This window comes from Natrialba aegyptia DSM 13077, assembly GCF_000337535.1.
GTDB lineage: Archaea > Halobacteriota > Halobacteria > Halobacteriales > Natrialbaceae > Natrialba > Natrialba aegyptia.
In genome coordinates, this window is sequence record NZ_AOIP01000014.1 from 219,738 (window position 1) to 240,952 (window position 21,215).

At 64.7% G+C, this 21,215-nt stretch carries 17 protein-coding genes and 1 tRNA gene; 10 read left to right on the forward strand and 8 right to left on the reverse strand.

Translation table 11 applies throughout. From position 1 onward, the window contains the following. Positions 1-8 precede the first annotated feature (8 nt). The 3 genes from aroC to C480_RS03965 all read right to left on the reverse strand — a co-directional run bounded on the left by aroC (position 9) and on the right by C480_RS03965 (position 4,008). Entirely contained in the window at positions 9-1,160 is a 1,152-nt protein-coding gene (gene aroC / locus C480_RS03955; protein WP_006664329.1) for a chorismate synthase, read from the reverse strand. 228 nt (positions 1,161-1,388) lie between these two features. Further along, entirely contained in the window at positions 1,389-2,678 is a 1,290-nt protein-coding gene (gene aroA, locus C480_RS03960) for a 3-phosphoshikimate 1-carboxyvinyltransferase (protein WP_006664330.1), read from the reverse strand. A gap of 88 nt (positions 2,679-2,766) precedes the next feature. Continuing rightward, positions 2,767-4,008 (reverse strand): LolA family protein, encoded by a 1,242-nt coding sequence (locus C480_RS03965; RefSeq protein ID WP_006664331.1) that lies wholly within the window; start codon positions 4,006-4,008, stop codon positions 2,767-2,769. Positions 4,009-4,206: 198 nt separating this feature from the next. On the opposite strand from C480_RS03965, the gene C480_RS03970 reads away from it, so the two are divergent. The 10 genes from C480_RS03970 to C480_RS24480 all read left to right on the forward strand — a co-directional run bounded on the left by C480_RS03970 (position 4,207) and on the right by C480_RS24480 (position 17,546). Then, on the forward strand, positions 4,207-5,394 hold the full coding sequence (locus tag C480_RS03970; RefSeq protein ID WP_006664332.1) for a M24 family metallopeptidase: 1,188 nt from the start codon (positions 4,207-4,209) through the stop codon (positions 5,392-5,394). A gap of 106 nt (positions 5,395-5,500) precedes the next feature. After that, on the forward strand, positions 5,501-6,355 hold the full coding sequence (locus tag C480_RS03975; protein ID WP_006664333.1) for a prephenate dehydrogenase/arogenate dehydrogenase family protein: 855 nt from the start codon (positions 5,501-5,503) through the stop codon (positions 6,353-6,355). After that, positions 6,352-7,920, forward strand: a complete 1,569-nt coding sequence (locus C480_RS03980) for a small ribosomal subunit Rsm22 family protein (protein WP_006664334.1) — start codon at positions 6,352-6,354, stop codon at positions 7,918-7,920. Before C480_RS03975 ends, C480_RS03980 begins: the two co-directional genes overlap by 4 nt. 81 nt (positions 7,921-8,001) lie before the next feature. After that, on the forward strand, positions 8,002-8,820 hold the full coding sequence (surE, locus tag C480_RS03985; protein ID WP_006664335.1) for a 5'/3'-nucleotidase SurE: 819 nt from the start codon (positions 8,002-8,004) through the stop codon (positions 8,818-8,820). Positions 8,821-9,073: 253 nt separating this feature from the next. Continuing rightward, entirely contained in the window at positions 9,074-9,472 is a 399-nt protein-coding gene (locus C480_RS03990) for a helix-turn-helix transcriptional regulator (RefSeq protein WP_006664336.1), read from the forward strand. A gap of 241 nt (positions 9,473-9,713) precedes the next feature. Then, a complete protein-coding gene (locus C480_RS22020) occupies positions 9,714-9,860 on the forward strand; it encodes a DUF1328 domain-containing protein (protein ID WP_006664337.1) in 147 nt (48 codons plus the stop codon). A gap of 237 nt (positions 9,861-10,097) precedes the next feature. Then, positions 10,098-12,455 carry a PD-(D/E)XK nuclease family protein gene (locus C480_RS03995; RefSeq protein ID WP_006664338.1) on the forward strand — a complete coding sequence of 786 codons (2,358 nt, stop codon included), beginning with the start codon at positions 10,098-10,100 and terminating at the stop codon, positions 12,453-12,455. Further along, on the forward strand, positions 12,448-13,539 hold the full coding sequence (locus C480_RS04000; protein ID WP_006664339.1) for a PD-(D/E)XK nuclease family protein: 1,092 nt from the start codon (positions 12,448-12,450) through the stop codon (positions 13,537-13,539). The genes C480_RS03995 and C480_RS04000 overlap by 8 nt, the downstream gene beginning before the upstream one ends. Next, positions 13,539-17,069, forward strand: a complete 3,531-nt coding sequence (locus C480_RS04005) for an ATP-dependent helicase (protein ID WP_006664340.1) — start codon at positions 13,539-13,541, stop codon at positions 17,067-17,069. The genes C480_RS04000 and C480_RS04005 overlap by 1 nt, the downstream gene beginning before the upstream one ends. Before the next feature lie 345 nt (positions 17,070-17,414). Then, complete coding sequence (locus C480_RS24480) at positions 17,415-17,546, forward strand: hypothetical protein (RefSeq protein WP_275040068.1); 132 nt, start codon at positions 17,415-17,417, stop codon at positions 17,544-17,546. Positions 17,547-17,712: 166 nt separating this feature from the next. Here C480_RS24480 and C480_RS04015 read toward each other — a convergent pair whose 3' ends face one another. The 5 genes from C480_RS04015 to tuf all read right to left on the reverse strand — a co-directional run bounded on the left by C480_RS04015 (position 17,713) and on the right by tuf (position 21,084). After that, the gene (locus C480_RS04015; RefSeq protein WP_006664342.1) at positions 17,713-18,039 is read right to left on the reverse strand and encodes a DUF5789 family protein; all 327 of its coding nucleotides are present in this window, start codon (positions 18,037-18,039) and stop codon (positions 17,713-17,715) included. 301 nt (positions 18,040-18,340) lie between these two features. Next, positions 18,341-18,412, reverse strand: a tRNA-Ala gene (locus tag C480_RS04020). A gap of 93 nt (positions 18,413-18,505) precedes the next feature. Beyond that, positions 18,506-19,234 carry a rhomboid family intramembrane serine protease gene (locus C480_RS04025; protein WP_006664343.1) on the reverse strand — a complete coding sequence of 243 codons (729 nt, stop codon included), beginning with the start codon at positions 19,232-19,234 and terminating at the stop codon, positions 18,506-18,508. Positions 19,235-19,512: 278 nt separating this feature from the next. Then, positions 19,513-19,821: a 30S ribosomal protein S10 gene (gene rpsJ, locus C480_RS04030; protein ID WP_004215311.1), complete on the reverse strand. Its 309-nt coding sequence runs from the start codon at positions 19,819-19,821 to the stop codon at positions 19,513-19,515. Then, positions 19,822-21,084 carry a translation elongation factor EF-1 subunit alpha gene (tuf, locus tag C480_RS04035; protein ID WP_006664344.1) on the reverse strand — a complete coding sequence of 421 codons (1,263 nt, stop codon included), beginning with the start codon at positions 21,082-21,084 and terminating at the stop codon, positions 19,822-19,824. It abuts the gene before it with no gap. Between the last annotated feature and the right edge of the window lie 131 nt (positions 21,085-21,215).

A 21,215-nucleotide genomic window follows, 5' to 3' on the forward strand; every position in this document is an offset into this window, starting at 1 on the left:
AGTGACGACTATTCGTTTCGCGGATTGCTCGGGTGGTAGTCCGTGTCGTACGTTCCGGGCTGGTCGTCGACGCGGTCGGGATTGAGCCGACCCGACAGCAGCATGAAATCGACGAGCGTCAGCGCGAGCATCGCCTCGACGACCGGCACGCCCCGCGGCGGGAGGACGGGATCGTGGCGGCCGATCACCTTCTCCTCTTTCAGTTCGCCCGTCTCCCAGTCCGCGGTCTGCTGGGACTTCGGAATCGAGGTCGGCGCGTGCAGCGTCACCTCGCCGTAGATCGGCTCTCCCGAACTGATGCCGCCCTGGATACCGCCGTGGTCGTTCTCCACGGGCGTCGGGTTGCCGTCCTCGTCGAACTCCCAGTCGTCGTTTCGCTCCTTGCCGGTCCACTCCCGAGCCTCGCGGCCCAGCCCGAACTCGAATGCCGTCGTCGCCGGCACCGCCATCATCGCCTGGCCGAGTCGAGCGGAGAGGGAGTCGAACCGGGGCGCGCCGAGCCCGACGGGGACGCCCTGGGCCTCGAAGTAGATGCTCCCGCCGATGGAGTCGCCTTCTTCCTGGTAGTCCGCGATCAGCTCCTGCATCTCGTCGGCCGTTTCGGGGTGGGCACAGCGCACGTCGTTCTCCTCGCTGTGCGCTTTGATCTCCTCGAAGCTCACCTCGGGTGCCTCGATGTCCCCGATCTGGTTGACGTGGGCCTTGAGTTCGATACCCTCTCTGGCGAGCAGCTTCTTCGCGACCGCGCCCGCAGCGACCCAGTTGACGGTTTCGCGAGCCGAGGAACGGCCGCCGCCGCCCCAGTTTCGCGTGCCGAACTTGGCCGAGTAGGTAAAGTCGCCGTGCGAGGGACGCGGCGCGGTGATGAAGGGCTCGTACTTCCCCGAGCGGGCGTCCTTGTTCTGGATGACCAGACCGATCGGCGTGCCGGTCGTGTAGCCGTCCTGGATCCCGGACTTGATCGATACGTCGTCCGGTTCGCCGCGACTGGTCGTGATCATCGACTGGCCCGGCTTTCGCCGATCGAGATCTGCCTGAATATCCTCCGCTGTGAGTTCCAGTCCGGCGGGACAGCCGGAGATGGTACAGCCCATCGCCTCGCCGTGGCTCTCGCCGAACGTGGTCACCTGAAAGAGCCGACCGAAACGGTTGCCGTTCATTGTCGGCCCCTCGGAGACGCGGATACTTAGCCCTGCAGGATCCCTGCGAATTTTCGCCGGCTATCGTCCGCCCGCTCGCCGTTCCCGCCCCCGATGCAGAGTGAATAGGGCGGGCGCAATCGGCGTTCGGGACACTCCCGACGAGTTCGCACGCGACTCGCGGAGGGAATCGAGTCGTGCGGCCGCGAGCGGAACCGGCATCTCCTAACGTGGAAGCGAGCGTCGCGGCTACCGTTCTCGATCGATCGCAGCGCCCAGGTCCGACAGCATCTCGAAGAAGCCGGGGAAGGAGACGTCGACGTGGTCAGCGCCGACGACGGTCGTCTCGCCCTCGGCGACGAGTCCCGCCAGCGCGAGCGCCATGATGACGCGGTGGTCGTTCCGGCCGTCGACGGTCCCACCGGTGAGTTCGGAGTCGCCGCCGTGGATCGTCAGCGAGTCCTGCGTTTCGGTCGTTTCGACGCCGAGCGTGGCGAGTTCGTCGGCCATCGCGCTGACGCGGTCGGTCTCCTTGTACCGGACGTGTTCGGCGTTCGTAATCCGCGTTTCACCGTCGGCGACGGCTCCGAGCGTGGCGATCGTCGGCAGGAGGTCCGGCGTGTCCTCGACGGAGACCTCGACGCCCTCGAGTTCGCCGGCGGTGACGTCGATGGTGCCCGCGTCGCGATCCCAATCGACAGCCGCGCCCATGCGGTCGACGATGTCGACGATGGCGGTGTCGCCCTGCGCGCTCGGGTGTGCGCCGTCGATTCGGACGCCGTCTTCGCTCGTGATCGCGCCCGCGGCGAGCGGGTACGAGATCGACGAGAAGTCGCCGGGGACGGCGTACTCGCCGCCGGTCGCACTGTAGGTTTGGCCGCCGTCGACCGCGAACCCGAGTTCAGTCTTGCGGGCGTCGACGCCGAACGCTGCGAGCACCTCGAGCGTGATGTCGACGTACGGGGCGGATTTGAGTTCGGTTTCGAGTTCGATTTCGAGGCCGTCCTCGGTGACCGCACCGGCGAGCAGCAAGGCCGTGATGTACTGGGAGGACACGTCGCCGGGGATCGACACGCGGCCGCCGGAGATGGGGCCGGTGACGACGAGCGGTGCCTGACCGTTTCCGCGGGTGCTCGTCGCCTCGCCGCCGAGGTCGGTGATGGCTTCCAGTAGCGGTCCCTGGGGTCGTGAGCGGAGCGATTCGTCGCCGGTGAGCACAGACGTGCCATCGGCGAGCGCGGCCGTTGCGGTGACGAGGCGCATCGTGGTCCCACTATTCCCACAGTCGATGACGTCCGCGGGAACACCGGGCCGGTCGTGGAATCCCTCTATTTCGAGCGTCTCTCCGCGTCGGTTGACCGTCCCGCCGAAGCGTTCGACGGCACGCGCCGTCGCCTGGGTGTCGGCACTCCAGAGGGCGTCTCGAACGGTCGTCTGATCGGCGTAGCCCGCAACGAGGATCGCCCGGTGCGTGTAGCTCTTCGAGGGCGGTGCCCGCGCGAGGCCCTGAACGCGCGAGGGCGTGATCGTGACGTTCATGCTCGGGGTGTCGGCCGGCCACCCTATACCGGTATCGGTCGCGCCAGTATCTGTCCCGCCGTCGACTCGATCCCTCGTTGTCTCTCGGTCACGAACAGCCGATGGACGCGGCGACGTCGACGAGCGGCTCCTCGACGGTCACGCTCGAGACCTCGTAGCTCAGGTCCGAACAGGTCCAGAAGTAGCTATCGATCCGTCCACGCCGACGATAGGCTGTGTGGCCGTCGATCTCCGTCTCTTCGAGCAAATTCGGCTTGAACTGCTGATCCGTCAGCACGGCGACGGAAATCTCCTGATCGGGCCGATCCGAATCGACGTACCACAGCGTCGTCACCGGACCGGACTGGCGCACGTTATCGACGACGGTCACGCGATCGAGTTCGTACGCGTCCGGCACGTCGGGATCGGGAATCTCGTACGGGACGGTCGTCGCAGCTGCCTCTCGTGACTCGTAGATCCCCTCCGGTTCGTCGCCGAGCGTGCCGACCTCCGCGTCTTCGGGCGGCTCGTAGACGAACGTGTCCGGATCGAGTCCGTCGTTGATCGCGAGGTCCTCGTAGGTCACCGTCAGTCGGTGGAGCAACGTGCCGTCCCCGTCGCGAACGACGTCCCGTTCTTTGATCGGATAGCTGAACTCGTCGTCGATCCAGACGGTTCGTGAGACGGCCAGTTCCTCGCCGTCGAGTTCGTCGTCGGTCGTCTCGGTTTCGTTTTCGGTTCCGTTCTCGGTTCCGTTTTCGCTTTCAGCACTGGCATCGGTATCGGACGAGCCACCCAGCGGAATTCGATAGACCGTCTCGCCGACGAGGAGTTCGATCGCGCGGCCGTCGGCGTCGTCGGATAGCCCGGTCCCCGTTGGTACCGCGTCGATGCGATGTGTTTCGCGGCCGTCGACGGTGTCGGTCCCGTCGTACGTGAGTTCGTAGTCCTCGAGCAAGTCCCTGAGAACGAGTCGCGGGCCGTCGGCGACGACTTTGTTCGGATGGTAGCGTTTCCAGACGAAGTTTTCCTCGGGGTAGTAGTCCCAGGAAATTTCGCGATTCGTGACCGAAACCGTCCCCGTCGGCGGGTCGCCGTCGTCGGAGCGCAGGACGGTTCGGCGTTTTTCGGCCGGGGGTCGTCGGGAGATGGATTCGGTCTGTGTCGTCGTTTCCGCCGGTGTTTCGGCCGTTAGGTGCCGCCGAGCCTGGAGGTCGGTCAGCTCGAGACGGGTCTCGATCGCGGCTTCGACGAGTTCCGAACCGGTTCGGTCCTCGGTCGACTCCGCTGGCGTCAGACAGCCAGCAAGCGCGGCGAGCGTTCCCGTGGCAAGGAGTCGGCGGCGGCGCATACACGTGGCTTGGAATCGTCAGTGATAAGTCTATGGTTTCAACTGATCGCGTAATGAATAGATCGCAATAATTGCCGCTCCGAGCGCGATGACATCGTCCGCTGCGGGCGGTTTCGATCCGGTCGGTTCGGCCGTCGAACACCGGACACCGACGCCGCGACCCTCGCCATTATGTGACCGCCGGTCACACGTCGGGGCATGGACGACCCCGTCGATCTCACACCGCTTCGTGCGATGCTCGAACAGCGCGACCTGGACGGCTATCTCATCGACGCCGACGGATCGAACTCGGACCAGCGGTACGTCTCCGGGTTCACCGCGCCGGACCCCTATCAGACGCTCGTCACCCGGGATGGAGTTCACCTGCTCGTCTCCGGGCTCGAGTTCGGTCGCGCGCAGTCGGATTCGGCGGCTGACTCGGTTTCCCGGCTGTCGGCGTACGATTACCACGAGCGCCGAGCCGAACACGGCCGGTACGAGGGGATGATCCGAACCCTCGCGGCCTTCCTGGCGGACCACAACGTCGACACCATCGCCGTTCCACAGGAGTTCCCGACGGGAACCGCCGACGGACTCCGCGAGCAGGGCGTGACCGTGACCGCCGAAACGGAGGGTATCGTACAGAAGATTCGGGCGACGAAGACGCCGTGGGAGGTAAACCAGATCCGAGCCACCCAGCGAGCGAACGAGGCGGCCATGGCGGCCGCCGAGACCCTCATCGCGAGCGCGGACGTGGAGGACGGGGTTCTCGTCCACGACGGCACGCCCCTCACCAGCGAGCGCGTCACAGAGGAGATCGAGATCACGCTGCTTCGCCACGGCTGTGGGCTGGACGAGACGATCGTCGCCTGCGGGGCGGACGCGGCGGACCCGCACAACCGCGGCAGCGGTGAACTCGCGGCCGGCGAGTGCATCGTGATCGATATCTTCCCGCAGGACAAGGAGACGGGCTATGCCGGCGATATGACGCGCACCTTCTCGCGCGGCGACCCGGGCGAAGAGGCGAGACGGCGATACGACGTCACCAAGGAAGCCTACGAGGCCGGCCTCGAGGCCGTCGAGGCAGGCGTTACCGGTGCCGCCGTCCACGACGCCGTCTGCGACGTGATCGAAGACGCCGGCTACGAAACCCTCCGCAGCGATCCCGACACCGACACCGGATTCATCCACAGCACCGGCCACGGCGTCGGCCTCGACGTCCACGAGGAGCCCCGCGTCTCGCCAAGCGGCGGTGAACTCGAACCGGGCCACGTCATCTCGATCGAACCGGGTATCTACGACCCCGCGGTCGGCGGCGTCCGCATCGAAGACCTCATCGTCGTCACCGAGGACGGCTACGAGAACCTCACCGACTACCGCGTCGGGCTCGACCCGACTACCGAGTAGCGCCGCCGGGCCGAGTTCAGCGGCGGCCGATCGGTTCGAAACGGTGACCGTCTGGCGTGCTAATCGATCGAACGTCTTTTGCAACGGCGGCAGGTAGAGCCCACCGATGGACGTACTGATCGTCGGCGCGGGTGCGATGGGGACCTGGTTCGGCAGCGCCATCGACGCCGACGTGACCTTCGCCGACCTCGATCACGACGCCGCAGTCACGGCAGCGGCGGAAACCGGCGGCAGCGCGACCGTCCTCGAAGACGGCGCGGACGCCGGTGTTGATGGCACCCCCGAGACAGACGAGGCCACCGATGCCACCGACGCCTACGACGCCGTCTGCCTCGCCGTTCCGATGACACACGTCACCGAGGCGATCGCCGCCCACGCCTCGCGGGCCGAGCGAGCCGTCGTCGACGTCTCGGGTGTGATGGCCGCCCCGATCGAGGCCATGCAGCGCCACGCGCCCGACTGCGAACGCGTCAGCCTCCACCCGCTGTTCGCGCCGGCTCGCGCCCCCGGCTCGATCGCCGTCGTGCGCGACGCCGACGGCCCGGCGACGACCGCGCTCCTCGACGCGCTCGCGGCCCGCGGCAACGAACTCGTCGAGACGACCGCGAGAGAGCACGACGACGCGATGGAGACCGTGCAAGCGATGACCCACGCGACCGTCCTCTCTTTCGCCCTCGCGGCCGAATCCGTCCCGGACGGCTTCGAGACGCCGATCTACGAGCAGTTACGAACGCTCGCCGAGCACGTGACCGCCGGCACGCCCCGCGTCTACGCCGATATTCAGGCCACGTTCGAGGGAGCCGAGCAGGTCGCGGCGGCCGCCGGGGCAATCGCCGACGCGGACGCAACTGAACTCGAATCGCTCTACCGGGACGCCGCGGCGCAGTGGCACGAGGACGCGACCGGACCGAGCGACGGGCAACCCGTCGCCGACAGCAAAGCGGAGGAGACCGACCGATGACCGACCAACGCGAGGCGATTCGCTCGAACGCGAAGTACCTGCGAAACGTCCGGCCGATCGATCCCGACGAGATCTGCGAGTACGTCGAGGGGAACCCACATCCGGCGGTCGTTCGCCAACATCTCCGCGAGGACGCACCCGCCCTCGGCCTGATCGAACGCGAAGACGGAACCTTCGTCCCCGTCTCGGACGAACCGGTCCGGCCGAACCGAGGGCCGGTTCGCGAGTTCCCCGAGCGCTACGCGCAGGCGCTCGAAAATTTCCTCGTCGATCGCTACGGCGTGAACTGGCACGCGGACGCCGCAGGCGACCTGCTTCGCTCGACGATCCGGCGGTTCAAAGCGCGCTATCTCGAGCGCCGGTCCGTCACCTACGACGACGACGTGGCGGCGGGCTACGCGATCTATCACCTGCCGGGGTACTACGCCGCGATCCAGTACGCGCTGGACGACTTGGCCGAACGGAGTCTCCTCGGCCGGAACCTCCGCGTGCTCGACGTCGGAGCCGGCGTCGGCGGCCCCGCGCTCGGCCTCTGTGAGTACCTCCCCGAGGACGCGCTCGTCGAGTACCACGCCGTCGAACCCAGCGCCGCCGCGGACGTCCTCGAAACGCTGCTCGCGGAGACGGGGCAAAACGTTCACGCGACCGTTCACCGATCGCCGATCGAGGATATCGATCCCACGACACTCGGGTCGACCGACGGCACAGCCGAGTTCGACCTCGTTCTTGCCTGCAACGTTCTCAACGAACTCACAGCGCCGACGACCGTCGCTCGCTCGCTCCTCGACGCCCTCGCACCCGACGGCACGCTCCTCGCGATGGCCCCCGCCGACAAGAACACGAGCATCGCCCTTCGAGAGATCGAACGCGAACTCGAGGACGAGCGGGTTCGAGAGCCGAGCGAGTTCAGCGCGCTCGAATCCGGCGGGGACGATGCGGCCGGCGAGGCAGCCGACGAGGCAGACGGCGACGGCGGGACCGCTGACCGCCGCGGTCGCGTCACCGTCTACGGACCGACCGTCCGCCTCTGGCCGGGCGAGCGCCCGTCCGATCGCGGCTGGTCGTTCGACGTGCGCCCCGATCTCGAGGTACCCGCGTTCCAGCGCCGGCTGGACGAGGCGACGCCCGCGGACGACGCCGAGCACGCCCCCGGCGAGTTCGTCAACGTCGACGTGCAGTTTTCGCACTCGCTGTTGCGCCTGGACGGCACGCGCCGCATCGATATCGAACTCGAGACGGACGACTGGGCAAAGATGGCCGAGATGGAACGCCACGTCACGAACCGGATCGACCTCGTCGCGGCGAAGGTGAGCCGCTCGCTGAGCGGGGCCGCCGAGTCCGAGTACGGCGAGAAACCGAATCCGCTGTTCAAGATCAGCGACGGCAGCGAGGCCGTCGATCACTACGCCGTCCTCACGTCCGAAACCTCGCTCAATCGGCCGTTGCTCGAGGCCGAGTACGGCGAGGTGTGCTCGTTCGAACAGATCCTCGCGCTCTGGAACGACGACGAGGAGGCGTACAATCTGGTCGTCGACGAGGACACGATCGTCGATCGGATCGGCTAACGTCGCGCTAGTAACGCTGCGGGTGACTGACAAACTACCGAAACCAGAGTCCTTTTCGCTCCAGCCTCCAACAAAACCGCTATGAGCGACACTCTCGAGATCCTGCTCACCAACGACGACGGGATCGACAGCGTCGGCATCCGTGCGATCCACGACGCCCTCGTCGAGCACGCCGACGCGAACGTCACCGTCGTCGCACCCGCGAGCGACCAGAGCGCCTGCGGCCGGTCGATCTCTCACGGCGGCGAAATCGGCCTCGTCGACCACGAACTCGGTTACGCCGTCGAGGGAACTCCCGCCGACTGCGTCGTCGCCGGCCTCGCCGAACTCGGTCCCGACCCGGATCTCGTCGTTGCAGGCTGTAACAGAGGGGCCAACCTCGGCGAGTACGTCCTCGGCCGCTCGGGCACCATCAGCGCCGCCGTCGAAGCCGCCTTCTTCGACGTTCCCGCGATCGCCACGTCGATGTACGTCCCCGTCGACGAGACGCCGCTCCGCGAGATCGACCTCTCGACCGACGACTTTCGCGAGGCGCGCCGCGTCACGACCTACCTCGCCGAGTACGCCCTCGACGCCGGCGTCTTCGACCACGCGGCATACCTCAACGTCAACGTCCCTACCCCCGGGAAGCGGCCGGCACCAATCGAAATCACGCGCCCCTCGAAACGCTACGAAATGGACGCCGAAGCCACCGACGGGTCCGTCACCCTCCACGACCGCGTCTGGGAATCGATGGATCCCGACACGATCCCCGACCCCGACGGAACCGACCGCCGTACCGTCGCCGAGGGCCGCATCAGTATCTCCCCGCTCACCGCTCCCCACTCGACCAACCACCACGAAACACTCACCGAACTCGCGGAGACGTATCACGACCGCGTCGCGACTGCAGACGACTGAGAACGGTGTTGGTCGTCCACTCGCCCAGTGTTGGTCTGCCTTCTCGACCGGCTATCACAGTCGGCCTGCTATCCTGTCTGGAACTCGAAGTGAACACCGGTCGACAGCGATCCGGTAGCAGGGAACCGATCACGCCAGTAGTGAACGACACACATTCCTCCTGCTCGGGCAGAGCACAGATATATAACCGATAGGACAGAAGAGTATGTTACTGACGGATTTCCGCGACACACTGCCGTGAGGGTGATCGACAATGGTATTCAGCACACTCTGGGCTCGCCTCTCGTCGCTCTGGCAGGGGGACTCGGACGACGAGCGTTCGACGAGTGAGTCCACGACGGGAACAACTGACGCATCGACAGACGAACGCGAGGACGAGACGCTGAGTTATGCCGAGGAGATCGAGTACGGCGTCGACGAACGCGACCTCCCCGACGAAGACAAGGTCCTCAGATTGCTGGTCAAGCGCGGTGGCCGCGTCGACGAATCGACCGTTCGCGAGGAAACCGGCTGGTCAGCGGACCGGCTCGAAGCGGTGATCGACAGTATGGAAGACGACAACCAGATCAGCGCGATCACGGTCGGCCGGAAACGCGTCATCTGTCGGCGCGGTTTCGAGCCGAAGGGGTACCGGTCGCACCTCGGCGAATAACTCGAACCGGTTTTGTCTGTGGCCGTTTCTGCGCTCCAGTTTCACCACCAGCCGAGTTCAGGCTGCAGGGTGATCGCGCTGCTGTGCCAACGCTTGCGTTGATCGATCAGCGCGCGAGAATCCGCGATGGAGACCGCTCAGAACCGCGGAGCGAATCGACGAACGCGGTATCGGTTGGACGGGCCACACGTCGGCGTATGCATGCCAAATTCATATTCACTGAACGGTCATCTATTCGACCATGCTAGAACTTGCACTCATGTTTTTCGTGATTGCAGTCATCGCGGGTGCGCTCGGCGCAACCGGTATCGCCGGGCTCACGATGACGATCGCGAAGTGGCTCGTGATCGCGTTCCTCGTCCTCGCAGTCGTGTCGCTACTGCTGTAACGAGCACACCGACCACCACGCCGTTTCAGTTTCTAGCAGAAGTCGTTGTCCCACCGCAGCAGAACTGGCTAGCGACGCGTCTCGTGTCTGATCCAGCGAGAGGGAGTCTGTCACAGCAGTCACAGTGTTCTTCGCCACGGACGCTCTGGTCGGAAACAGACTGCTTCCCACGATAGTCTTCCGAATCGATAAGTATTCGCCAGCCGAGATTCAGGACGAACGTACGTTCGTCCGGATATGTCTCACACACCTGCCCTAGACGGCACACTCCACGTCCTTCCGTTCGATAGCGGCTCGCTCGCGACCCGCGTCGCCGATATCTACACGACCGCACTCGAGTCCGCGGACGGCGACCCGCGAAACGTCCTGGTCCTCAAACGCCTGCCGACCGGCATCGACGAGTTCACCGCGGCGCTTCGCGACGCCGCCGAACTCGAGGGGCGACCGAACGTCAAGTCGCTCCCGCGACACGCCGGGATGGTACTCGAGGAGGCCGAGCCGGAAATAACGCGGCTCGGCTACGAGGAGCGGATCGAGTTCCTCGCGCGGGTGCTCGACGGCTTCGATTGGTCGCCGTACTTCGAGCGGGCGAGCGAGCACGATTCGTTCGGCCGCGACGTGGGGCAGGTGTTGCTCGATGCAACGTGGAACGGCGGGTTCGACGTCACTCCGGACGCGGAAGCGCCTCTGGCTGGCACGGACGACGAGCGGGAACAGTACGACGCATATCTCCGGGAACTCGCCGCCGTCAACGACGCGTTCCACGAGCGCCTCGCCGAGCGCGACCTGCTCGAACAGGCCCAGACGATCGAGCGGGCCATCGACGCGCTCGACCGCACGGCGATTCGAGCGCAGATCGAACGCGAGTTCGACGTCGTCCTCGCCGTCGAGTTCGAGGAGTGCGGTGAACTCGATCGGGAGTATCTGGCGACGCTGACGCGGAACGTCGACTTGCTCTGCGTCGGCGAGGAGCACGCGAGTATCGAGCGCACGAAGACCGAATCGGGTTCCGTGCGCGAACTCGCACCCGCGTTGACCGTCGTCGACCACACCGACGAGTCGAACGCGGAGACGACGCCGTCGGTTCCTGGGGCGGAGACCGAGACCGGGACGGGGACCGAGATGGCCGGTCGGGCGTTCGGATCGTTTCTCGCAACCGGCGGCGGTGGCGACCGGAACGGCACGGTTGCCGGTGACGGGGCCGATGGCGGCGACGGTGACGGGAACACTGTGAAATCGGACCCTGGGACCGGAGCCAACGAAAACGAGGCGTACGCACGCCTGATCAGCGAACCAACCCTCGACCAGCAGGTCGAGGCGGTCGCCAACGAAATCGAGTTCTTGCGAGCGGAACACGGCTGGGAGTACGACGAGTTCGCCGTCCTGTTGCGCCACGTCGGCAATCCGATGCCCCGCGTTCGGCGCGTGCTCCAACACGCCGGCGTTCCGACCGCCTCGGCCGGCGTCAACGGCCTCGAACAGGACCTCGCCGTTCGAGAACTCCACGCGCTCGCGCAGTACCACATCGACGACAGCGAGCGGGCCTACGACCTGCTCGATGCACGAGTACCTGAACTCGACGAGAATCTCATCCAGGGGTGTGTCGTCCGGAACTCGGTCGCCCAGAGCCTGAAACGCTGGATCGTCACAACCGACCTCAAACGGCGTATCGCGGCTGATACCGAGTCTATCGACGCCAGAGAGCAGTTTCAGAACGTCTCCAGGCTCCTCTCGATCGCCGAGTTCGTCGACGGACAGGACATCCTCGCCGGCGACTGGATCCAGTTCGTCACGATGCTAGAACGCGCGATCACCTACGACGCGCCCTACGCCCACACCGCTGCGGTCTCCGTGCCCGAGGGCGGCGTCACCGTCGGCGACGTGGGACTGCTCAAGAACGACAGCCGAACGGCCGTCTTCCTGCTCAACGTCGTCGATGGCGAGTACCCGGGTGAGGAAACCCTCTCACCGCTGTTTCCGACCGCCTGGATCAAACAGATGGGCGGCTATCCGGCGGTCACGAACCCCAGTGCGGCCGACGTGGCGGCGACGTACGCGACGGTCGAGACCGCCGACATCGCCGGCAACGCGTTCGAACGCTACCACGACGAACGCGCGCGCCGACAGCTCGCCATCGGCGCACGAGCCGCCGAGGAGCAGCTGTACTTTTGTACGTACCGCCAGACGGACGGCTCGATCGGCCGGTTACAACACCGCTCGCGGTACCTGCACGCGATCGAGGACTGCCCGCACCTCCGCGTCGAGGAAGTCGCCGGCGTCGGCACCGATCGGGACATCCACACCCTCGGCAGCGCGTCGACCGAAATCCTGGCCCAGCCCTGGACCGAACTCGAGCGCATCCAGGCCGAGGCCAGTACGGGCGGCGACGTCGAACTCGAGTCGACGGAAGAAACGCTGGCTGCCATCCAGCGAGTTCTCGAAACGCGCGAGACGGTCGACTCCCGGTTCGAGCGCGCCGTCGAGACGCAGTTCGATCTCGCACGCGGCGCGGTTCGCCCGGCTGCGGGGCAACGAGTGCCGCACGCAGAGACAGAGACTGAAACTGAGACCGAGACGGTGACGAACGATGACTGACCCCAACTCCGACGCGCCGACGAACGCCGAACCCGCCACCGAGACGACCACCATCACCGCAACTGAACTCGCGACGCACCTCGTCTGTCCGCGCCGGTACGAGTTCAGGTTCGAGCGCCCGCTGTCGGCGCGCGAGGGGAGTCGCGATCGGGTGAGAGCGCGTCGTCGGGAACTCCTCCGGCGGCCGATCATCGCCGGGTTGCGCGCGGATGGTGACGCAGCGGCCGACCGCGTCGATGCCGCACTCGAGCGGTTCGACCGCCACTGGCACTCCTCGCGGGAGTCGTACCTGGCCGACGAACAAGAACGGTACGACGAAGAGGCGGTCGCGGCTGCGATCGAGGCCTATTTTTCGAACGGTGGCCACGACCACGCCGAGCGACTGGTCGACGCGGATACCACGCTCGGCTACGAACGCGACGGGATTCGATACGAGGCTGCCGTCGACGCCGTCGTCGAGCGTGACCGGGGGTATCTCGCGATCAGGTACGTGCCGGATCTAACCGGTATCTTACACGTGAGTTGGTCCGACAGCCACGTCCGGGACTTTCTCGACGGCCGGAAGTACTACCCGCGCCAGATCGGCAGCTTCGTCAGGGCGGGCGTCGCGATTCGCGGGCTCAAAGCCGAGTTCGGAATCGATCTGCCCTGTGACTTCGCTTACGTCGCACCGCTTGCGGAGAGTCGACCGGCCTACGAGTTCGCATCCGGATCCAAATCCGAATCCGAATCCGAATCCGAATCAGCGTCCGAACCGGGCGTCCACGTCGATATCGCACGCCGTCACTTCGAGGACGCATACGAGGAAGAGCGGTTGGACCTCGTCGAACTGATCGGAGACCGAGCCGCGGCGATCCGCGCCGGTGAGACCGACCCGCGGGAGCGGCGCTTCGACGAGATAACGGCCACCGCCTGCGAGTACTGCGCCTATCGCGACGCCTGTCCCGATCACCTGGCAGCCGAGGTTTCGTTCGGCGACCGGCCGCGTTCGCGCTCCCAGTCGCGGGTTTCGGGGGATGCCGACGACACGACGGAACACGGCCAGACACAAGATACCGCGGACGCACCGACGGGTGACGACTAATGTCGGACGACAACGCGACCGACGGTGACGCTACCGCCGAACCCGAGTTCGGATCCCGATCACGATCCGCGGAGCCGAACACCGTCGAACCCAAGGGCAACCAATCGGCCGTCATCGCCGCAACCGGCGGCGCGCACACGGTCGAAGCCGTCGCTGGCTCCGGCAAGACGACGACGATGGTCAAGCGACTCCGAGCCGAAATCGAAGACCGCGACGTCGCACCCAACCGCTTGCTGGTACTCACCTTCGCGAACGAGGCCGCACACACGATCCAAGCGAAGCTCCGCGACGAACTTGGACCGCAGGACGCCTTCGACATCGACGTCTACACCTACCACTCGTTTAGCTCACAGCTCCTGACGGAGTACGCCTACCACGTCGGCGTCTCGCCCGAGTTCGAACTCGTCACCGAGGCAGATCGCCCGCAACTGATCGAATCCGTGTACGACGAGATCGACTTTTCGTTCGTCGCGCCGGGCGCGCCCTCGGCGGGCGGCACGAACGAGGGCACGCTCTCCGAACTCACGTCGTTCATCGAGTCGATGCGCCGCGAGGCGATACGACCGGCAGCCATCCGCTCGTACCTCCCCGACGACGAGGCGCTACGAGCCCTGCTCGACCTCGTCGGCGACCTCAAGCAAATGGCACACGATGTCATCAACGTCGACGCGAACGATATCATGTGGGCCGACGACGAACTCGCCGAGCGGTGTGACCGGCTGTCGGTCGTCTACCGCGCCAAGGCTCGCGAGTTCAACGGCGACGGTCCCGTGCAGACCGCCGTCGGAACCCACCTCGAGGCGATGGCCGAGACGGCAACCCGCGCCGCCGACCACCTCCGGACGGCGACTGAACTCGAGTGGCAGGACTACCGGCTCCCCGAGGCGATGTTCGAGGGGGAAACCGGCCCGCTCACGTCGATCGCGCAGACGCCGATGGGACGCCTCGACCACTTCGTCCACATGCTTCGGCGGGTGCGAGCGTTCGTCGGTGCCTACGAGGCATACCTCGACGCGCTCGAGGAGCGCAACGCGTTCGACTACGACGAACTGATCCATCGAACCGTCTCGCTCCTACAGGACGAGACCGTTCGCGGGGACATCCTCGCGGAATGGGATGCCGTCTACTGCGACGAGTTCCAGGATACGGACGAGTCACAGCTCGAACTGGTCGAAGAGTTGCGCGACGGTCTCGACATCATGGTCGTCGGCGACAGCGATCAGGCCATCCACGAGTGGCGCGGCCAGGACCCCGAGAACATGTCGAACCTCCCGGCGAGCTTCGAGGAGATCGGACTCGAACTCAACTTCCGATCGCGGCAGCCGATCCTCGACCTGGCGACGAATCTCGATCCCGAAAAGGACGCTATCGAGGCGTACAAGGAGCCGAATCCGCCGAACGTTTTCAAAGTCGACAGCGAGGGAGAGCGCACGCCCGCCCAGGTGAGCACGACGATTTCCCACCTCCTTACGGGGCGGTTCGAGGACGTTCCCGACCGCGACCTCTCGGATATCGCCGTCCTCGTCCGACGCAACCAGAACGCCAGAGACGTCGCCGCGCAACTCGACCGGGACAGCATCCCCTACACGCTCTCGAGCGACGCCGCCGGTGATCTCGGGCACGGCGTTCGGACCGTCCTCTCGTACTTCCGGATTCTCGTCTCGCCGGACGACGACGTGAGTTGGCAGCGCGTCCTCCTGCACCTCTATCGGATTCCGGAGGCGGACATCGATACGCTGTTGACCGCGGGCGAAACGGTTCCGGAGGGATACGAGGCGCTCACGGATGCGGACACCGCGCTCGCTCGCCCCGACCGCGTTCGCGACGCGCTCGCGGACTACGATCGACTGCGGTCGGTTTCGACGACGCACTCCATCTCCGAACTCTACCGTCACTTCAAGCGCGAGACGCGGATCGACTGGTTCCTCCGCGAGAGCGACCGGGATGCCCTCTCGAACGTCGAGCGCCTGATCGGCGCATTCAACGATAGCCCGGTTCAGTCCGGGCTCACACCGGCGTTCGTCGACTACCTGGAACGTCAGGCACACCTGCTCTCGGCCGACGACGAGACGGCGACGAGCCCCGGCTCGCAGTCCGACGACGCCGTCGACATCATGACCGTCCACCAGGCCAAGGGCCTCGACTTCGATACCGTCTTGCTGCCCTTCCTCACCGAATCCGAGTTCGGCCACATCACACTCGAGAACTACCAGCGAGACCTCTACCGCTACGACGTACTCGTCGACGACATCCAAGGCGAGTTGGACGATCCGCTTCGAGCCGACTGCAGCGACGACCAGATCGCGGAGGAGTGGCGCGTCCTCCACGTCGCGCTCACACGGGCGAAAGAGCGTCTCTTCCTGTTCGGGAACGACGTCGAAGACGCCGGTCCAGGCGCCGATCTGTTGGATACTCACCTTCCCGACGAGACGAGTGATACCCCGGTTCACTGGTCGGCCGAGGGGCCGCGACTGCCCGTCTGGGATGCACTGATGGACAGCTACGACGACCTCGCGGATCGGACCCCTTCGGCCGTCCGGGACTCCACCGACGCCGTGAACCGCGGCGTGGACGAGGACCCCGGGACGATCACGTACTACCAGTCCGAAGTCACGACCGAACGGGCGCTCGAAACCGTCCTCGAGTTCGCCGACGAAGTCGTCGCCGGAACGCTTGCGAACGACGACCCCGAGACGGACGCCGCGACCTCGCGTTTCGCCGACGCGCCACTCGGCGGAACCGTCGACGCCGAACTGGCGCGCCAGCACAGCCACACCGCACTCGAAGCCGTTCGAAACTGCGAGCGAAAACACGTCCTCGATCACGTGGTCGACGCGTTTCCCGATCCGATCGCCGGCACGGCAACGGAATCCACACGCACCCACACCCACACCCACACCCCGGCCGACGTCGGATCGCTCTTCCACGCAGTCGCCGAACTCGCCTACTGGCGCGACTACGACGACCGCGGCGACTGGCGAACGGCGTGTACCCGCCTCGCCCAGAGCCGTGATCTACAGCCCGCGCTCGAGCCAGCACTCGACTGTATCGATCGGTACTTCGAAACCGACGGTTCCCGCTGGCCCGCCGTCGGCTCCGAAGTCCCCATCACCGCCACGGACATCCCGGACGTGGCCGGCGATGTCACCGGATACGTCGACACCGTTCGCCGACATCCGGACGGTGGCCTCGCCGTCCTCGACTACAAGACGAGCCGAACGCGAAACGAACTCGAAGAAAGTCACCAACTGCAACTCTACGTCCGAGCCTGTCGGGACCGCTTCGACGATCCCATCACCCACGCCGGCTACGTGTACGTCGGCGAGGCCGGTCCGGCGACGGAACTCTTTGCGGTTTCGGAGTTGGAGCCGTTGTGGACGGACGTACTCGACGATTTGCAGGCTGCGGACGAATCGGCGTTCGAGAACGCGACCCCCGGTTCGCACTGCCGGTTCTGCGAGCACCGCTCACTCGGATGCCCGCAAGCCGAGTTCAGCTACGAGGACGAGTTCCGCGTCGATCGCCGGTGAGCCGTTCGTGTCGGTAGCGAGCTCGTCGAGCACAAGGCGTGTGAGCCGACACCCGTCCGATATCGAGTATCGGACCGCGTCACCGTGGGCTTCGGGGGACTCGTGACCCGTCTCGACGGGTGCAGTGTTCCTCCGCACCGGTACAACGTCCACCCAGCCGATTTCTCGACCGCCGGCAGTGAACTCGATTCGCTGATCCGCGGCCCGTCGACAGCGCTTTCAGCATCGGTGCCGAATCCACCGACGCTGAACTCGGCCGGCGCCCGACTGAACCGTGCCGCCGGTCAGCTGCGACAATAGCCTCTCTATAGTACACTTTTTAGCCGCCGAACGCGTACCTCCAGTATGGCCGCGTTTTTATCACTCGGTTCGAAGTACGTTCTCACGCACATCGACGATGCGACGTTTGGAATCGCATTAGCCGAGGCCGGATACATCCTCCTCTGGATCTTCCACGCGATATACCGCGGCAAGTAACCTCGGTCTCTCTCGAACCGTTGCACCACGTGCTGAACTCGTCTGGAGTGAACAATCCAACGCGTTTGCGCGGTCGACGAGTTCGGTATCGTAAACTCACGCCTTCGTCTTCGTCGTTACTTTTGCTGTCGGAGACCGTACTGCGAGTTCAGAGGCCGAAGCCCCATCAGAAGGAGAGTTGTTGATCTTCCCGTCGTTCCCCAATCGCAGGTGGCGTCCGATCGGAGTAGTACTTCCGGCCGATAGCTCGGCTGTCAACCATGTTGAACACCGCTTGCCGCGCCTCGCTCGGAGATTCGTACGTCTCGTTCGCGAACGAACCGAGAATCTCGCGGACCGATTCCGTCCCGTTCGGAAATTCGATGACGTGTTCACCGTACTCCTCGACGAGTTCCTCGTTCGTAATCGGATACGAATGCCCCTCAATCTGGCCGGCTAACTCACCGAATTCAACGCCAAGCTCTCGGTGTGGGACGCTGTTGTAGTCTGTCATCGTCGATCCGGGATTCGTACATCACTGATTCATAAACGTCTATGGGTACGTCAATTGGAGTGACTACCTCGCTACTCGTACGTACCGCGCGTTTTACTGGTGATCTGCGGAACTGAATTACGGATCGCTACTGATCAATCTCACCGGCGATCGCGGTCTTGGCCTCAAAACTCACTGCCCTCGATAATAGCGTTTCGGTGAGACGTGTCTGCTCTCCCTGAGTGAACTCGTCGGGACCGAGCAAACCGAACCGGTTGCGATGGGTAGCGAGTTCGCAACTAGACGAATAATAGTAACGGAGTGGACTCGCCGGGATTTGAACCCGGGGCCTCTTCCTTGCGAAGGAAGCGATCTGCCACTGATCTACGAGCCCTCGCTCGTTTCTAACCCCGGTTTGTATTTGTAGCTTGTGTTTTGTCGAGAGGAACTGCCCGTCAGTGATGGCACGCACTGACACACAATAAGGTCAGACGACCGATCGACTGGCACTCGACTCAGAGTTCACGTGCAGAATGCGGGTGCGGCCGGCGAGCAGGCCGAGCAAGAAGCCGGTGAAGTGAGCGATCAGGGCGACACCCGGCGCGGCGGTGACGAGCGTGACGGTGAGTGCGAGGCCGACGAAGACGAGTATCGTCACCCACTGTGGTACGTCGATGATCGAGGCGAAGCCGGCCGAAAGTCTGTTTGACGTGAGCAGATAGCCTAACAGCGCAAAGACGGCTCCACTCGCGCCGAGGACGGCCACCGGCGTGCCAGCAAGAAACGGAGCGGTCGCGGCGAAATCGGTGAGCAGCACCTGTGAGATACCGGCGATCGAGCCGGTAACGAGGATGAACGCGTGAAACCGACCGCGTGTCGTTGCGCGAGCGACGGGCCAGCCGAAGACGAGCAGTGCGAGGCTGTTCGAGAGGAGATGCCAGATGCCATCGTGCGCGTAAACGCTCGTCACGATCGTCCACGGATTCTCCGCGAGCGGCGGGGCGAGGATAAACAGCCCGGCCATCGCTCCGACGACAGCTGTGAGTCCCTGAATGATGAAGACAAGCCCGAAGATAACGAGCACTTCGAAGATCGGACTGCTCGAACCGGTAGTCGAATCCGACGGCGGGCTAGAACCAGTGTCGATACCCTCGGGTTGTGAACTCGACCGTGCGCTGGACGGTGATCCGGGTCGCGACCGCGATCGGTTCGCCATACTGATTCTAGGACGGAGAGCGATAAAAGTCTGCACGCTGAGTGAACGCGACGGTCTGTATGAATCGATGGGTGCCGTATGAAATAATGCCATAACTGATATATTCACACACTGATCGTACCGCCGCCGTGCGATCAGGTGTGCGCTGTTCAGTGGCTACGAGACGAGGCGGCGAGGTGTCTACGACCTGCCTCGAGATGAGTCCAGCAGCTATCGGATGAGAGGACAGTAAGATGGTGAAAACGCAGCGCGGCGCTGTCGTTGTAAGTCGACCGAGTTCAGTCTTCGAGGACGATCTCGATCGAGACGTCGTTTGGCACCTGAATGCGCATGAGCTGTCGGAGTGCGCGTTCGTCGGCGTCCAGATCGATCAGGCGCTTGTGGACGCGCATCTCCCAGTGCTCCCACGTGGCGGTACCCTCGCCGTCAGGCGACTTCCGGGTCGGCACCTCGAGGGTCTTGGTCGGCAGCGGAATCGGACCGCTCAGGTTGACGCCGGTGTTGTTCGCAATCTCGCGGACGTCGTCGCAGATGTCGTCTAAGTCGTCTGGACTCGTGCCCGCGAGTCGAACGCGTGCCTGCTGCATTTATTTCTCGTTGACGTCGAGGACCTTGCCGGCCGCGATGGTCTGGCCCATGTCGCGGATGGCGAAGCTCCCGAGTTCAGGGATTTCGCTGGACGGTTCGATGCTGAGGGGCTTCTGCGGTCGGATAGTGACCACAGCAGCGTCACCCGACTGGATGAAGTCGGGGTCTTCCTCGGCGACCTCGCCGCTCGAGGGGTCCATCTTCTTGTCGATGGATTCGATCGTACAGGCGACCTGTGCCGTGTGAGCGTGGAAGACCGGCGTGTAGCCGGCCGTGATCACGGACGGGTGCTGCATGACGACGACCTGGGCCTGGAAGGTCTCGGCGACCTTTGGCGGGTTGTCGGCTGGGCCACAGACGTCACCGCGGCGGATGTCGTCCTTGCCGATGCCGCGGACGTTGAATCCGACGTTGTCACCGGGTTCGGCCTTTGGCACTTCCTCGTGGTGCATCTCGATCGTCTTGACCTCGCCACCGACGTCCGATGGCTGGAAGACGACGTCGTCGCCGGTGTTCATGATACCGGTTTCGATGCGGCCGACCGGGACGGTCCCGATACCCGAAATCGTGTAGACGTCCTGGATCGGCAGGCGGAGCGAGGCGTCCGTCGGCGGCTCCGGCTCCGGCAGGTCGTTCAGGGCCTCGAGCAGAATTTCGCCGTCGTACCAGTCCGTGTTCTCGGAGGATTCGGCGATGTTGTCGCCCTCGAACGCCGAGATGGGGATGAACGAGGCGTCTGCGGTGTTGAACTGCACCTGCTTGAGGAGCTGCGTAACTTCCTCGACGACCTCGTCGTAGGTGGATTCCTTGTAGTCGACGACGTCCATCTTGTTGACGCCGATGATGAGCTCGTCGATACCGAGGGTGCGAGCCAGGAAGACGTGCTCCTGGGTCTGGGGCGCGACACCGTCGTCAGCGGCGACGACGAGGACGGCGTTGTCCGCCTGGGATGCGCCCGTGATCATGTTCTTGACGAAGTCGCGGTGGCCAGGACAGTCGACGATTGTGAAGTCGTACTCGTCGGTGGAGAACTCCTGGTGGGCGATGTCGATGGTGACACCACGCTCTCGCTCCTCGGCGAGGTTGTCCATGACGTAGGCGAACTCGAAGCCGCCCTTGCCCTTCTCTTCGGCTTCTTCGCGGTGCTGTTCGATGACGTGCTCTGGTACGCTCCCCGTCTCGTAGAGGAGTCGTCCCACGAGCGTACTCTTCCCGTGGTCAACGTGGCCGATGATGGCCAGGTTCTGGTGTTGGTCGCTCATTGTTGTAGCTCACGCGCAGAGGCGCTTATATCGGTCCCTTTTGCTCGTTGCGGTTAAAACCATTTCGAAAGCGTATTCGTCCGAACCCGACGCCCGCTTGCGGTTTGTGTCATGTCCACACGGATCGGTCC

What these genes read in the sequence shown, in the direction of transcription:
- aroC (WP_006664329.1), bottom strand. Translation starts at nt 1,160, where the DNA reads ATGAACGGCAACCGTTTCGGTCGGCTCTTTCAGGTGACCACGTTCGGC.
- aroA (WP_006664330.1), bottom strand. Translation starts at nt 2,678, where the DNA reads ATGAACGTCACGATCACGCCCTCGCGCGTTCAGGGCCTCGCGCGGGCA.
- C480_RS03965 (WP_006664331.1), bottom strand. Translation starts at nt 4,008, where the DNA reads ATGCGCCGCCGCCGACTCCTTGCCACGGGAACGCTCGCCGCGCTTGCT.
- C480_RS03970 (WP_006664332.1), top strand. Translation starts at nt 4,207, where the DNA reads ATGGACGACCCCGTCGATCTCACACCGCTTCGTGCGATGCTCGAACAG.
- C480_RS03975 (WP_006664333.1), top strand. Translation starts at nt 5,501, where the DNA reads ATGGACGTACTGATCGTCGGCGCGGGTGCGATGGGGACCTGGTTCGGC.
- C480_RS03980 (WP_006664334.1), top strand. Translation starts at nt 6,352, where the DNA reads ATGACCGACCAACGCGAGGCGATTCGCTCGAACGCGAAGTACCTGCGA.
- surE (WP_006664335.1), top strand. Translation starts at nt 8,002, where the DNA reads ATGAGCGACACTCTCGAGATCCTGCTCACCAACGACGACGGGATCGAC.
- C480_RS03990 (WP_006664336.1), top strand. Translation starts at nt 9,074, where the DNA reads ATGGTATTCAGCACACTCTGGGCTCGCCTCTCGTCGCTCTGGCAGGGG.
- C480_RS22020 (WP_006664337.1), top strand. Translation starts at nt 9,714, where the DNA reads ATGCTAGAACTTGCACTCATGTTTTTCGTGATTGCAGTCATCGCGGGT.
- C480_RS03995 (WP_006664338.1), top strand. Translation starts at nt 10,098, where the DNA reads ATGTCTCACACACCTGCCCTAGACGGCACACTCCACGTCCTTCCGTTC.
- C480_RS04000 (WP_006664339.1), top strand. Translation starts at nt 12,448, where the DNA reads ATGACTGACCCCAACTCCGACGCGCCGACGAACGCCGAACCCGCCACC.
- C480_RS04005 (WP_006664340.1), top strand. Translation starts at nt 13,539, where the DNA reads ATGTCGGACGACAACGCGACCGACGGTGACGCTACCGCCGAACCCGAG.
- C480_RS24480 (WP_275040068.1), top strand. Translation starts at nt 17,415, where the DNA reads ATGGCCGCGTTTTTATCACTCGGTTCGAAGTACGTTCTCACGCACATC.
- C480_RS04015 (WP_006664342.1), bottom strand. Translation starts at nt 18,039, where the DNA reads ATGACAGACTACAACAGCGTCCCACACCGAGAGCTTGGCGTTGAATTC.
- C480_RS04025 (WP_006664343.1), bottom strand. Translation starts at nt 19,234, where the DNA reads ATGGCGAACCGATCGCGGTCGCGACCCGGATCACCGTCCAGCGCACGG.
- rpsJ (WP_004215311.1), bottom strand. Translation starts at nt 19,821, where the DNA reads ATGCAGCAGGCACGCGTTCGACTCGCGGGCACGAGTCCAGACGACTTA.
- tuf (WP_006664344.1), bottom strand. Translation starts at nt 21,084, where the DNA reads ATGAGCGACCAACACCAGAACCTGGCCATCATCGGCCACGTTGACCAC.